Raw genomic sequence first — 14271 nt, forward strand, 5'->3', positions numbered from 1 at the left:
TCGTGCGTGATGAACTGGTCATCGAGGGCGATGGGTTCCACTGGGATTGCTCGAAGCGCACCCGGATCATGGGCGTCCTGAACGTAACGCCGGATTCCTTCTACGACGGCGGCCGGCACGCGGGTCCCGATGCCGCGGTACGGCATGGCCAGCGACTCGCCGACGAAGGCGCGGACATCATCGACGTCGGAGGCGAATCCACCCGGCCGGGCGCGGAACCGGTCGACGCGGATGAGGAACTAAGGCGGGTCATCCCCGTTATTGAAAGGTTGAAGGACCGGATCGCGCAGCCGGTGTCCATCGACACCCGGAAAGCCGAAGTCGCCCGCAGGGCCATACGCGCGGGGGCCCGGATGGTGAACGACGTCAGCGGCATGACCGCCGATCCGGAAATGGTCGAAGTCGTTTCCTCCACCGGGATCCCCGCGGTGATCATGCACACGGCGGGTGCCCCGGCCGACATGCAGCGGAATCCCGGCTACGAAGATACGGTGGGCGAGATCGTAGCGTGGCTGGGAGCACGCATCGAATACGCCGCAGAGCACGGCGTCCGAAGATCGCAGATCGTCATCGATCCGGGGATTGGTTTCGGCAAACGGCTCAGCGACAACCTGCTCCTGATCCGGTCCCTGGCGTCCTTTCGAAAACTGAAACGCCCCATTCTGATCGGTCCGTCGAGGAAATCATTCATCGGCCGCGTGCTCGACGCTGAAAAAAGCGACCGGCTGGAGGGTACGGCGGCGGCCGTGGCGCTGAGCGTCGCCAACGGCGCCAGCATCATACGGGTGCACGACGTCAGGGAAATGGCTCGCGTGGTCCGCATGACCGACGCGATCTGCAGGGCGCGGCAGGAATAGCGCCTGGCGAAAACGGGCCATCTTTGGGAATTATATACGAAAGTGCGCGAACTGTGGCACTTTCGTATATAATTCCCAAACTTATCGTGTGGGTGGCGAATATGTCCGTCGGACCGACGTAAATACCAGAGGCCAAGTGTCATGGGGTTAATTATCGACGTCGGGCTGCCGCTGGCGCTCGCCTTCATCATGCTCGGTCTTGGGCTCGGGCTCACCTTCGACGATTTCGCCCGGGTGGTGCGCCAGCCGCGCGACTTCGCGGTGGGTGCCCTCTCACAGGTCGTCCTGCTGCCGGCGGTTGCCTTCGTCCTCGCCAGCGTCTGGCCGCTGGCGCCGGAGCTCGCGTTGGGCCTGATGATCATCGCCGCCGCGCCGGGCGGCGCGACCTCCAATATCCTGACCGCGTTTGCGCGCGGCGATGTCGCGCTGTCGATCTCGCTGACCGCGGTGATCAGTCTGGCAAGCGTGATCACCATTCCGGTCATCGTGGTCTTCGCCTACGGGCAGTTCATCGGCGAGGCGGCGGAGAAGGACATATCGGTCGCCGGCGCCGCACTCGGCGTTTTCCTGATCGTCGCCGTTCCGGTGCTGATCGGTCTTGTCATCCGCCGCTTCGCGGAAGGCTTCGCACTTCGGTTCGAACCAGCAGCCCGCAAGGTCTCTGCGGTGCTGTTGATGCTCGTACTCGCCGGCGCGATCTACGATCAACGCGCCAACATCGTCCCCTATTTCGCGCAGGCCGGGGCGGTCACGCTCGTCCTAAACTTGCTGATGATGACGCTCGCCTGGTTTCTCGCCAGGATGTTCGCCTCCGGACCGACCCAGCGGACTGCCATTGCGATCGAATGCGGCCTCCAGAACGGGACGCTCGCGATCGCGGTCGCGGTTGCGCTGTTCGGCGGCGGGCTCGCGACCATGCCGGCGGCGACCTACAGCCTGATCATGTTCGCCACCGCGCTGATCTATATCGCCGTGCTGCGGCGGGGTGCCTGATCCGCAGCAGAGGATCATCAGATGCCGGCCAGAACCAGAAGACGGGGTCGATAATGTCGGTCCTGAAAGGCATTTTCCGTTAATCGCGTGGTTTGTTTGCTATCGTATATAAGTCCTCATCTTTCTATCCGTCATGACTATCAATATCGTTATCCTGGGCTCCGGCGGCGCCATTCCGACCCTGACGCGCAATCTGCCCTCCGTAGCCGTCCAGTGCGACGGCCGTGTTTTTCTTTTCGACTGCGGTGAAGGCACCCAGACGCAGATGGTGCGGGCGAAACTGGCGCTAAGCAAGATCGAAGGGATCTACATCTCCCATCTGCACGGCGACCATGTCATGGGGCTGCCCGGCCTGTTGATGACCATGGGCCAGATCCCCAGGGAACGGGCCCTGTACATCTACGGACCGCCGGGCATCTCCGACTTCGTCGAAGGCAACCGGCGCTTCCTGGGTCACCAGTGTCCCTTTCCGGTGATAATCGCGGAGAACAAGGGCGGGCTGGTTTCGGAGGACGATACAGTCTTCATCGAGGCCGTCCCCGCGGAACACAGCTGCTTCACGCTGGCCTTCTCGTTTCAGGAAAGGGAACGGCCCGGACTGTTTATGGTCGAGGAGGCGAGGCGGCTGGGCATCCCTCCCGGCCCGCTTTACGGCCGGCTTCAGGCGGGTGAGTCGGTTACGCTGCCGGATAAACGGGTGATCGAGCCCCGGCAGGTACTGGGTCCCGCCCGGCGGGGACGCAAAATCGTCTATGCCACGGATACCCGCCCGTGCGACCAGGTGGCCGCGTTGGCCCGCGAGGCCGATGTACTCATACATGACGGGATGTTCAGCGACGAACTGCGGTCGCAGGCCCGGCAGAAACACCATTCCACGGTCGTACAGGCCGCCCGCATCGCCCGGCGCGCGAAGGTCGGCAGCCTCGTGCTGACCCATATCAGCTCCCGCTACATGCAGGACGGCCCGCTGGCCGCCGAGGCGCGCAAGATCTTCCCCGCCTCCCGGATCGCGCGGGACCTCATGGAAATCAACGTGCCCATGTACAAGTAAGCCGGTCAGTTCGCGGCTTCCCAGACCGCCAGTCCGCCGACCAGGTCCATGACGTCATGGATGCCGTGCCGTTTCAGGATGCTGGCCGCCATGGCGGAACGATAGCCGCCGGCGCACTGCACGATCACCGTCTCGCCGCCGGCTATTTCCTCCAGTCGCTCTTCGAGGTGATTCAACGGGACATGGAGGCTGCCCGGAATGTGCTTCTCCTTCCTTTCCCGCTCAGACCGGATATCGAGGATCACGGGTGGGGGATCGTCCGTGTCCAGCCTGTCCTTGAGCGCGGCCGCGGTGATGCGGTCGGTCCGTCCCACAAGGTCCGGCCGGTCCGCCAGCGCGCGCATGCCCCCTTCGAGGTATCCCGCGATATGGTCGAAACCGATGCGGCCGAGCCGCAGGGCCGATTCCTCCTCCGCGCCCGTCTCCGTGACCAGGATGATCGGACTTTCCCGGTTAAGCAGGGTACCCGCCCAACTGGCGTACTGACCGCCCAGCCCGATGTTGTAACTGCCCGCGAGGTGCGCGCCTTCAAAGTCCGCCGCGTCCCGCGTGTCCAGAACCTGGGCGCCTTCTTGCGTCCGCTTCAGAACATCATCCAGGGACAGCGGATTGAGGTTCCGGGCAAGCAGATGGTCCAGCGTCTCGTGCTCCCGCGCGTTGAACGCCGCGTCGTAAGTGAAGTACGATGGTGCCTCCGGCTGATCCGCCGTGATCAGACGGACGAAAGTCTCCCGGTCCATCGGCTGCAGGGCGTAGTTGTACCGCTTCTGGGTGCCCATGGTGGAAACCGTGTCCGTACTCAGGTTTTTTCCGCACAGCGACCCAGCGCCGTGAGCGGGGTAGACCAGCGTTTCGTCGCTGGTCTCCGGGAGCAGTTTGTCGTGCAGCGACTCGAATAACAGGGCGGCCAGGTCCTCGGCCTTCCAGCCGACCGAAGCCCGCAGATCCGGGCGGCCCACATCGCCGATGAAGAGGGTGTCCCCGGTCAGCGCGGCAAAAGGCGTGGTTTCCGCTTCCGGGTCATACACCAGGATGCAGACGGATTCGGGGGAGTGTCCGGGGGTCTCAAGGAACTTCAGCCGGATTGTCCCCAGGTTCATGCCCTCGCCGTCCCGCATGGGCTCGAAGGCGTAGCTCGCCTCGGCCCGCGCGCCCAGGTGGATCGCGCCGCCGGTGCGATCCCTCAGCTCCAGGTGACCCGCGGCAAAATCGGCGTGGAAGTGGGTCAGGAAGACGTGGCCGATCGTCATGTTCCGGGCTTCGGCCTCTTCGATGTACTGATCGACGTCGCGCTGCGGGTCCACGATGGCCGCAGTGCCCGTTGCCTCGTCCCCGAGGAAATAGGACGCATGGGCCAGGCACCCCAGATAGTATTGCTTGAGTATCATGATCGGCTCCTTGAAACCCCGTCAAGGTTCCGCGACGTACAAAGTAATCGAAGAACTCATCACCTGGTCTCCCCGCCACGTCCGGTACCCCGATGCGTTCGGTTCCAGCGCCGAGCCTTTCAGGTAGGGCTTCCAGACCTGTGCCCGCTGCCTGTGCCACAGGAACACGCCGGCCACGTCCTCCACCAGGAGCCGTTCCGCTTTTCTGTACAGGGCAACACGACGGTCCGGGTCTCTTACCTCGGCGTCAGCCGCGGTCATCAGAGCATCGAAGGCGGCATTGTTCCAGTTGTGCCGGCCGTTGGACCGCCAGAGCCCCAGCAGATTGCTCGGATCCACGAAGTCGAACTCGTAGGGTACCAGCCCGAAGGTAAGCGTATGGTTGTTCAGACCGTCCATGAAGACCTTGTTCTCCACGTTGCGCACTTCGACTTTCATGTTGAGGTTGCGTCTCAGCATCGCCTGCAGTCCCTCGGCCGCGTCCCGGTGCATGGCAATCTCGTTACGCAGCCACATGTCCAGTGCGGGAAATCCGCGGCCATCCGGATAACCGGCCTCCGCGAGGAGTCGCCGGGCATGCTCCGGATCGAATCGCTGGCTTTCCGCGTAGGCATTGCCGGAGTAAGCCGGAAACCCGGGCGGCAGCATGGTGTAGCCGGGTATGGCAAAGCCCTTGAGCGCGGAGCGACAGATCGCGGCCCGGTCGATCGCGAGACTGATGGCCAGGCGTATTCTCCGGTCATTGAACGGAGGTTTCTTAGTGTCGAAAAACAGGTAATGGGTCCAGAAATTCGGCCAGGTGTGCACCTGGTCGCTCAGGTTGTCATCGGAAAGCAGCCTGGCCAGCTCCGCCTGGTTTTCGACGTCGGTAAAATCGATCTCGCCGGCTTCGTATGCCGGCAGCCTCGGGGGTGGCGTGGTGAGGTTGAACATCTTGTGGATCAACCTTTCCAGGTAGGGTTTGTCCACCCCCCGGTACATGGGATTGGCCTCGTAGACCATCTGTTCGCCCTTGGTCCATTCCACCATGGCGAAGGGACCTGAGGAAATGCAGGTTTCGGGGCGGGTGGACCAGGTATCGCCGTATTTCCGTACCGCGTGTTCGGGCGATACCCAGGAATAGGTCAGCAGCAGGGGCAGGTGGGGCGTGGGCTCCCCGGTGGCGATATGCAGCGTGAGATCGTCGGACGCCCATACACCCAGGGAGTCCAGAGGCACTTTCCGGGCGACGACAGCCTGCCAGTTTCGGATCGGCTGGTAGTACCACCCGAAGTCGTAGGCGTTTTCCGGGTCGGCGCCCCGGCGCAGGGAGAAGACGTAGTCATGGGCTGTCAGCGGACGTCCGTCGCTCCACTGCAGCCCGGGCCGCAGACGGAAGGTCCATGCCAGTCCGTCATCGGACATCTCCCACCGTTCCGCGGCGCCGCCCCGCAGTTCGAAGTCCCGGTTGGTGCGGGTAAGCGGTTCGGCAATGATGTATTTGCCCGCAGCGCCCTTGTAAACCGTTCGGAACCACTCGTTGTAGGGCCGGGATTCGGAGAATACGCGGAGGACCTGTTGTTCGGGAGGCAGGGCGTCCGCGGGCAGCGGCACCCCGACGGAGTTGACGTAACGTGGTCCGTTGTCGGGAAGCAGTCTTTCGGCTACGCCGTGGAGCGACCACGTAATCCCCGCGACGACGGCAGCGGAGGCCGAAAGCCAGAGAAAGTATCTGCCGGTCTGTTTTCGCATGTTGCACCTGCCATGCGGCTTAAGCTCCCTACTCGTTCATCCTCGGGTCGAGGGCGTCTCGGAGGCCGTCGCCGATGAGCGAAAAACCGAGCATGACCAGGGCGATCATGAAAACCGGAAAAAGGGCGAGGTGCCAATAGTAGATCACGTTGGGCAGGTGGCTGCTGACCATCTGTCCCCAACTCGGCGTGGGCGGATTGATGCCCAGCCCGAGGAAGCTCAGTCCCGCCTCGGCGAAGATGGCCTGGGGAATGCCCATGGCCAGGCCGACGATGATGGGACTGAGGGCATTGGGCAGCATGTGGCGCACGATGGTATGCACGTTGGAGGCGCCCATGGAACGGGCGGCGCGGACGAAGTCGGAAGCCCGCAGCGATAGGAACTGCGCGCGGACCAGGCGGCATACGCCCACCCAGCCGGTCACGCCGATGGCGAACAGCACGTTGCTCAACCCGCTTCCCAGCCAGGCCATGATCAGTATGGCGAAGAGCAGGCTGGGGAAGACCGACATGACGTCCACCAGGCGCATGACAATGTAATCGGCCTTGCCCCCCTTGAACCCGGCGATGGCGCCCAGCGGCACGCCGATCAGCAGGGAGATCATCTGCGCGACGAATCCCACGATGAGCGAGATCCGGGCGCCGTACACGATCCGGCTGAAGTAATCCCGGCCGATGCTGTCCGTGCCCATGGGGTGGGTCCAGGATGGAAACTGCCAGGCTTCGTCGAAATTGGCCTCGGAATAGTGGGACGGCGAGACCCACGGCGCGAAGACGGCCATGAAGGTGATGACGATGATGATGATGCCCGCGGCGACGGACAGCTTGTTCTTCATGTAGCGGCGCAGGGCGTCGCGCCAGAGGCCGCCGGAAGATGAGGTGATTTCGGTCAAGGTGCTGGTCATTCGTGTGCTAGCCTTCCGTTTTTTCCGGGGAGCGCCTTGTCGCGAGATGCTCGATGACCAGTACGATAGCGCATCCGGCGATGCCCAGGGTAATGGCCAGCAGGACGTCTTCCGACACCGCCGCGGGCAGGACGTTGTGCTCTATCAGGGGCTTTGTCACGCCCTGGCTGTTCGTGAACGTCTCCACCGTTTCCTTCCACGGCCAGATCTTCCGCAGGGAGCCGGCCATGAGACCGATGAGGGCCGCCACGGTCGCGTCATGGTAGCGGCGCAACAGCCATCGGAGCACCCGCGCGAAGAAGACCAGCCCCAGGATACCGCCGCAGCCGAAGATCAGAATGGGCAGGAAATCGCGTTGCACCACGGCATTGAGCATGTACTCGTACTTCCCCAGAATGACGAGGATGAACGAGCCCGAGATGCCGGGCAGGATCATCGCGCAGATCGCGATGGCTCCGCTCAGGAACACGAACCACGCCGCGGAGGTCGTCTCGACCGGCACCGCGCCTACCAGGACGAAGGCCGTCGCCGCCGCCAGCAGCAGCGCAAGCACTTCCGTCGCGGTCCAGGCCGACACCTTGCCCCGAACGGCGATGATCGACGCGAGCACCAGCCCGAAGAAGAAAGCCCACACCTGGACGGGATGGTGCTCGAGCGCCCAGGCGAAAAACTGGGCCAGGCTGAAAATCGCCGCCATGATGCCGGCGACGAGGGCGATCAGGAACCGGTAGGGAAACCCGTCGAGGGCCTCCCCCAATCGAAGCCTGAACAGCAGCCGCAGGAACCGGCCGTTGACCGAATGCACGGCGTCCAGCAGTTCTTCGTATACGCCCAGGATAAAGGCCATCGTGCCCCCTGAAACGCCGGGAACGACATCGGCAACCCCCATGCAGAAGCCGCGGGCGGAGATGCCCAGGTAATCCAGGAAAGTACGTCCCGAACGTGAAGACTCGGAAGACTCGTTGGCCATTACTTGCTCCCGCGCACGTATCTGACCCTGGGATCCACGAGTGCGTAGAGAATATCCGTAATGAGGTAGACGATACCGATCAGCACCGCGACGAGCAGCGTCAGCGCCATGATCATGGGATAGTCCCGCTCGAAGATGCTGGTGACGAAGAACTGTCCCAGGCCCGGGATGCGGAAAATGCCTTCGACGAAGAGCGACCCGGTCATTACGCCGGGCAGCATCGGCCCCATGATGGTCAGCAGCGGGATCAGGGAATTCTTCAGCACGTGGATGAACAGGACGCTCCGTTCCCTCAGTCCCTTGGCCCGTGCCGTGCGCACGTAGTCCATGCGCAGGTTCTCGAGGATGCTCGAACGGGTATACCGCGCGACGATGGCCATGGGACCCAGGGCATAGACGATCACCGGCATGATCCAGGTCTCGGGCCCGCCCCATCCGCCCGTGGGCAGGACCCGCCAGATGGTCGCGAAGAGGACGATGAACAGGATGGAAATGGCGAAACTGGGCACAGTGATCCCCAGGGTGGCAATGACCGTGGTCCCGTAGTCCACCCAGGTGTTCTGGCGTATGGCGGACAGGATGCCCAGGAGGATGCCGCAGGAGAAGGCCACGGCGAGGCCCATGCCGCCCAGCTGCATGCTGATGGGCCAGGTCCGCGCGATCAGGTCCGTCACCGTCTCCCCCGGACTCTGGAAGGGAATGCCGAAATCAAACTGCAGCGCGTTCCACATGTACCGGCCGTACTGTTCGTACAGGGGCCGGTCCAGGCCGTACTTGCGCAGGATATTCGCCTTGGCCTCGGCCGACAGGGGCATCTTCTCTTCGTCGAACGGGCCGCCCGGTACCGCATGCATCAGGCTGAAAGTGATGATCGTGACCAGGAAAAGCACGCCGACCAGGCCCACGATGCGGTATATGATGTATCGGATCATAGGGTCAGGTTTTCTGATGCGCCGCGGTGAAATCGGGGGAGTCCAAGCGAGTCCGCCGACTCCCGATACGTGCGGGAAGCCCGGCGGTTCAGCCTCAATAGTGCAAGCGGACGCGCCGGGGTGTCAAGATTTATTTCCCGGCCCCGGGTCATGCTGAAGCGCGAAATCAGTCACGGCAAATGCGGTGTCCGGGTGGGGTTTTCAGGGCTGTTCTTCGCCTCGGGGATGGGGGCATCTCCCCTTGACACTCCCCGTGCCGTTTCACAAATTACCCGACGTGATTCCACGGCGGCGGGTTGACGGACAAGGAGGACGCAAGCGTGCGGATCGTCGAGGTTTCTGCGCTGGTTCTGCGGTTGCCGGAAGTAACGGAGGCCTGTGACGGAACGCAGGATACCTGCCTGGTCAAAATCGAAACGGACGAAGGCATAACGGGCTGGGGGGAAGTCGATTCGTGCCCCACCGTGGTTAAGGCCGTCATCGAAGCCCCGCTGTCCCACCAGATCTGCAACGGCCTGGCCAACGCGCTGGCCGGCGCCGATCCCCTGGACATCGACGCGTGCACGGACCGGATGATGGACGCCGCCAATTACTATGGCCGGGTCGGCGTAGGCCGGCACGCCATGGCGGGAGTCAACCTGGCGCTCTGGGACATCGCGGGCAAGGTTGCCGGACAGCCTGTTTACCTACTCTTGGGCGGGGCGCACGGGCTCAGGTTCCGGGCCTACGCTTCCGTCCTGTTCGGCGACACGCCTGAAGCGACCCGGACAATTGGCCGGAAATACGCCGACCAGGGATTCACGGCGGTCAAGTTCGGCTGGGGACCCATGGGCGGGGACGAGAAGCAGGACGTGGCCCTGGTGCGGGAGGCCCGCCGGGGAACGGGTGACGATGTGGACGTGCTCATCGACGCGGGCCAGGTATGGGACTGGGAGACCGCGTTGGCCCGGTCCCGGCAGTTCGCCGAATACCGGCCCTTCTGGATCGAAGAACCGCTGCACCCCGACGACCTCGAAGGGTACGCCGCGCTGACCGCGGAGAGTCCGGTTCCCGTCGCCACCGGCGAAGCCGAATCCCGTCTCGAGGATTTCGAGCGCCTGGTCACCGAGGGCGGGCTCGACTGGATTCAGCCGGACCCGGGCCGCTGCGGCATTTCGATCATGCACGCGGCGGGCAAAGCCGCCCACAGTCACGGCCGAAAAGTCGTCAATCACAGTTACAAGAGCGGCATCACCATGGCGGCGTCGCTCCACGCGCTGGCCGCCCTGCCCAACGCGTCCGTCTTCGAATTCTGCATGTCGGATTCGCCGCTGCGGCACGAACTGACCCAGGAGCGTTTTACCATTGATGACGACGGTTTCGTGGCGGTCCCCGACGGACCCGGACTGGGCGTCACGGTGAACGAGGAGACCATAGCCAGATACCGGGTCGCGTAGTTGAATCCGTCTTCATGCGTGGAGGGTCGCGGTCAGTGGCAAATCGGCTTTGACACACGGTCCGGCGGCCAGCCCGGGCCGCTCTGTACCGGTTCCTATAGATTTAGATTACAGGCCAAATATACAGACTTGATAACAAAAGGAGCGCCTCAATGGCCCCACCGAATCCGATCATGCACGCCGCGCTCAACCGGATCAATATCGAGGAGATCAAGGAACAGATCGGTCCGCCGCCCGCCTCCTGCGCGGTCGTGGTCGCGGACCACGTGACCGCTGCATTCATCTGGCAGCTGTCGGGCACGGTGAACGACAACCACTGTCACAACTATGACGAGTGGTGGATCGTGCTGGAGGGAGAGATCGACTGGGTGATCGAAGGCCGTGACGAGACCGTACACGCAAAGGCGGGGGATTTCATCTACGTACCGGCGTTGACCTTCCATCACATATTCCCCGTGGGCGGCAAGCCGTCCATCCGCCTCGGTGTGGCGCTGACGGGACACGGGCACCTGCACGAGCGGCCGGAGCGCAAGGTGAAGGTCATTCTGGAGTAAAACCATGTCTTCGAGATCGGAAAACCTGGCATCTATCAAAGCCTGTGGCGTGGTCGCCGTCCTCAGGGCGGACCGGCCCGACGCCCTGGTCCAGGTCGCCCAGGCCATCGGCAGGGGAGGCATCGGGGCCGTCGAGATCACCATGACGACGCCCGGGGCCCTGGACGTCATCGGCGAATGCGCGAACCGGCTGGGCGATGAGATTCTCCTCGGCGCGGGCACCGTGCTGGATTCCGAGACGGCCCGGGCGGCGATCCTGGCCGGCGCCGAATACATCGTGACGCCGACGCTGAATCCGGACGTCATCACCCTCTGCCGGCGGTACGACAAGGTCATCATCCCGGGCGCGTTGACGCCGACGGAGATTCTGACGGCCTGGGAATGCGGCGCGGACATCGTGAAGGTGTTTCCCGCGACTGCCGTGGGACCCCGGTATTTCAAGGACGTCAAGGCGCCGCTCCCCCAGATCGATCTCATGCCGACGGGCGGGGTGGACCTGGACAACGCGGGCGATTTCATCCGGGCGGGCGCATGCGCGGTAGCCGTTGGTGGAAATCTGGTGGACAAGGCCGCGGTGGCCGCGGGCGAATGGCATGCGCTCACCGATACGGCGAGGCAATACGTGGAAGCGGTCAGGAACGCGCGACAGGAAGGTGGGGGATGATCCGCAAGGCCGTCGTGCCCGTCGCGGGCCTGGGCACGCGGATGCTTCCGCTCACACGGTCTGTCCCCAAGGAAATGCTGCCCCTCGGGCGCAAGCCGGCCATACACCACGTAGTGGATGAACTCGCTGCCGCGGGAATCGAACGCATTCTTTTTGTTACCTCCAGCCGAAAAAAGGCGATCGAGGATTACTTCGAACCCGGTGGCAAGGTGGGCGGGCCGCTCCGGGAACACCGCGGCCCGGGGATCGAAGAAGGCGGCGGACCGCCCGCACTCGACTATGCGTTCGTGCGACAGGATATTCCCGCCGGAAACGGCGACGCCGTGCGGCTGGGAAAGGCCTTCGCGGGATCCGACGCCTTCGTCGTGGCCTGGGGCGACGCCGTCATCCGTTCGACGAAGGAAGAAAGCGTCCTGCGGCGCATGATGGCTACCCACGAAAAGGAAGGCGCCGCGTGCACCATCGCGGTGGAATACGTGCCTGAAGACAAGGTGTCGCGATACGGGATCGTACGGCCCGTGTACGACTCCGAAACGGCCTTTCCCATCGACGATATCGTGGAGAAGCCGTCCCGGCAAAGCGCGCCCAGCCGATACGCCGTGTCGGCCCGGTACATATGCGGACCCGGCATCTTCCCGGCGCTCGAGGCGACGCCGCGCGGAAAGAACGGCGAACTGTGGCTCGCCGACGCCATCCGCGGCCTGCTCCGGGAGGGCGGTACGGTCTGGTGCGTACCCCTGAGATCCGGCAGCAGGCGCTACGACATCGGTACGCCCCTGACCTACTGGGAAGCCTTTGCCGATTACGCCCTGGAGGACGAGGCCGACGGACCGGTCTTTCGCGATCTCCTGCAAGGGCGGTTGAACCGAACATGAACAGCACGCACATACTGCGTGCGTTTCGGTGCGTATAACGGCGAAACAACCCGCGCCGACTGGAGTCCAATTGAACGGGACCGTAACCGCATCCGCCCCCGGCCGCGTGGGCATCGTGGGCAACCCGACCGACATGTACGGCGGCAGCGTGATCTCTTGTTCGACAGTGGAAAGGGCAAACGTCAGGGTCCAGCCGGCGGCCCGCCTTGTCCTGGACGCCGGTACCGGGCAGAGGGTCATCGCGTCGCCCGACGACCTGGTCACGCGGGAGGACATCTTCGATATCGCCCGCGTCGCGCTGGCCGGGACCGAATCCGCGGATCTGCGCGTCAAGATCTCCTGGTCGACCGATATCCCCTTCCGCGCCGGCCTGTCCGGGTCGACGGCACTGCTCGTATCCATGGTCGCTGGTCTGCTCGCTTTCCGCGGCATCCTCCACAGTTCCTACCACCTGGCGGAGCTTGTTCGCAAGATCGAATATCAGAACCTGACTTTCTGCGGGTACCAGGACGCCTATATGTGCATTTTCGGCGGACTGCACTACATGGATTTCAGGGAGAAGGAGTTCCACCTGGAGTTCGGGACCGATCCCTTCGCCACCATGGAACCGATGGCGTCCGTCGCGGCCCTGCCGATCGTCGTGGTCATTACGGGAGGGCAACGCGTATCCGGCGGCGTGCATACCCCCTTGCGGGAACGGTGGCTGGCCGGAGAAGCCAGGGTGGTTGAAGCCTATCAGGCCATCGCCGGCCTTGCCCGGGACGGCAAGAAAGCGATACTCGAAAACCGGCTTGACACGCTGGGAGACCTGATGAACGAGAACCAGGCGATTACCCAGGCGCTCGGCGGATCCAATCCCGAGGACGACCGGTTTATCGAACTCGCCCGGCAGGCGGGTGCGTCCGGCGCCAAGCTCGCGGGCAGCAGCGGGGCCATCGTGGCGCTTCACGAGGCACCCCGCGAACTGGCCCGGGGTATGATGGAGGCAGGCGCCGTGGGTATTCTTGAGCCCGCACCGGGTCCTGGACTCGAGATCGAGCGGGAAGACCTGTAGGGAGTCATCGTGAACATCACACTCGATTACCACAAGACCGGGCTCGAAGTGCGTGTCCCGGACGAAAACCTGGTTGCGGTCCTGAACATGCGGGACACGCCGCCGCTGGATGACCCCGCCAAGGCGACCCGGGAGGCTCTCATGCGGCCCGTGGCGGGTCCGCCGCTCGAGACCATCGCCTCGGGACGCCGGAACGCCTGCGTGGTGGTTTCCGACATCACCCGTCCCGTCCCCCACGACATTATCCTTCCGCCCCTGTTGGAATGCCTGGAACGGAGCGGACTCGAACCGGAGGACATCACCCTGCTGGTCGCTACCGGGCTGCACGCCCCCATGGATGAAGACCAACTCCGGGAGACCCTGACCGATGCCGTGGTGGATCGGTATCCCGTCGTCAACCACGTCGCACGCAACGGGAAGGAACAGGCCTTCCTGGGAACCACCACCACCGGGATCCCGATCCACGTGGACCGCAGATACGTGGAGAGCGATCTCAAGGTGCTGACCGGGTTGATCGAGGCGCACTTCATGGCCGGTTATTCGGGCGGGCGCAAGCTGGTCGCGCCCGGCTTGGTCGGAGTGGAAACAATTGAGCACCTGCATGGTCCGAAGATCCTGGAACACCCCAGCGCGACGACCGGCGTGCTCGACGGCAACCCCCTCCACGAGGCCTCGCTGGAAATCGCCCGGCGGGCCGGAGTCGATTTCATCCTGAACGTCTCCATGGACGAGGATCGCCGCGTCACCGGGGTGTTCGCCGGCGAGCTCGACCAGGCGCACCGATACGGGGTCGCCCACGTGGACGGCATGGTGGTGGCCACCGTCGAGGAACCGGTGGATATCGTCGTAACCTCGTCGGCCG

The 14271-nt window shown here is 63.8% G+C and carries 14 protein-coding genes; 9 read left to right on the top strand and 5 right to left on the bottom strand.

The genetic code is table 11. From position 1 onward, the window contains the following. Positions 1–2: 2 nt before the first annotated feature. The 3 genes from folP to rnz all read left to right on the top strand — a co-directional run bounded on the left by folP (position 3) and on the right by rnz (position 2901). Complete coding sequence (gene folP, locus OXG98_02270) at positions 3–857, top strand: dihydropteroate synthase (protein ID MCY3770839.1); 855 nt, start codon at positions 3–5, stop codon at positions 855–857. 141 nt (positions 858–998) lie between these two features. After that, entirely contained in the window at positions 999–1850 is an 852-nt protein-coding gene (locus OXG98_02275) for a bile acid:sodium symporter family protein (GenBank protein ID MCY3770840.1), read from the top strand. Positions 1851–1983: 133 nt separating this feature from the next. Next, a complete protein-coding gene (gene rnz, locus OXG98_02280; GenBank protein MCY3770841.1) occupies positions 1984–2901 on the top strand; it encodes a ribonuclease Z in 918 nt (305 codons plus the stop codon). A gap of 5 nt (positions 2902–2906) precedes the next feature. On the opposite strand, the gene OXG98_02285 is transcribed toward rnz, so the two are convergent. Genes OXG98_02285 through OXG98_02305 form a run of 5 tightly spaced genes read right to left on the bottom strand, consistent with a single transcriptional unit; the run spans position 2907 to position 8826 of the window. Then, on the bottom strand, positions 2907–4289 hold the full coding sequence (locus tag OXG98_02285) for an MBL fold metallo-hydrolase (GenBank protein MCY3770842.1): 1383 nt from the start codon (positions 4287–4289) through the stop codon (positions 2907–2909). A gap of 21 nt (positions 4290–4310) precedes the next feature. Beyond that, a complete protein-coding gene (locus OXG98_02290; GenBank protein MCY3770843.1) occupies positions 4311–6020 on the bottom strand; it encodes a peptide ABC transporter substrate-binding protein in 1710 nt (569 codons plus the stop codon). A 28-nt stretch (positions 6021–6048) separates the two neighbouring features. Further along, positions 6049–6924, bottom strand: a complete 876-nt coding sequence (locus OXG98_02295; GenBank protein ID MCY3770844.1) for an ABC transporter permease — start codon at positions 6922–6924, stop codon at positions 6049–6051. Between the two features lie 7 nt (positions 6925–6931). Further along, entirely contained in the window at positions 6932–7894 is a 963-nt protein-coding gene (locus tag OXG98_02300; protein MCY3770845.1) for a DUF368 domain-containing protein, read from the bottom strand. Beyond that, the gene (locus OXG98_02305) at positions 7894–8826 is read right to left on the bottom strand and encodes an ABC transporter permease (GenBank protein ID MCY3770846.1); all 933 of its coding nucleotides are present in this window, start codon (positions 8824–8826) and stop codon (positions 7894–7896) included. The genes OXG98_02300 and OXG98_02305 overlap by 1 nt, the downstream gene beginning before the upstream one ends. Before the next feature lie 320 nt (positions 8827–9146). Here OXG98_02305 and OXG98_02310 point away from each other — a divergent pair, with 320 nt between their 5' ends. The 6 genes from OXG98_02310 to larA form a co-directional block, all read left to right on the top strand. Beyond that, positions 9147–10262, top strand: coding sequence for a mandelate racemase/muconate lactonizing enzyme family protein (locus OXG98_02310; GenBank protein ID MCY3770847.1), 1116 nt, complete (start codon positions 9147–9149; stop codon positions 10260–10262). 152 nt (positions 10263–10414) lie between these two features. Continuing rightward, positions 10415–10816 (top strand): cupin domain-containing protein, encoded by a 402-nt coding sequence (locus tag OXG98_02315; protein ID MCY3770848.1) that lies wholly within the window; start codon positions 10415–10417, stop codon positions 10814–10816. 4 nt (positions 10817–10820) lie between these two features. After that, positions 10821–11480: a bifunctional 4-hydroxy-2-oxoglutarate aldolase/2-dehydro-3-deoxy-phosphogluconate aldolase gene (gene eda, locus OXG98_02320; protein ID MCY3770849.1), complete on the top strand. Its 660-nt coding sequence runs from the start codon at positions 10821–10823 to the stop codon at positions 11478–11480. After that, a complete protein-coding gene (locus OXG98_02325; GenBank protein MCY3770850.1) occupies positions 11477–12355 on the top strand; it encodes a sugar phosphate nucleotidyltransferase in 879 nt (292 codons plus the stop codon). Before eda ends, OXG98_02325 begins: the two co-directional genes overlap by 4 nt. Before the next feature lie 70 nt (positions 12356–12425). Further along, positions 12426–13409 carry a hypothetical protein gene (locus OXG98_02330; protein MCY3770851.1) on the top strand — a complete coding sequence of 328 codons (984 nt, stop codon included), beginning with the start codon at positions 12426–12428 and terminating at the stop codon, positions 13407–13409. Positions 13410–13418: 9 nt separating this feature from the next. Further along, the coding region (gene larA / locus OXG98_02335) for a nickel-dependent lactate racemase (protein MCY3770852.1) at positions 13419–14271 on the top strand (853 nt) is incomplete at its 3' end.

The organism is Gemmatimonadota bacterium (assembly GCA_026706345.1).
Classification (GTDB): domain Bacteria; phylum JAAXHH01; class JAAXHH01; order JAAXHH01; family JAAXHH01; genus JAAXHH01.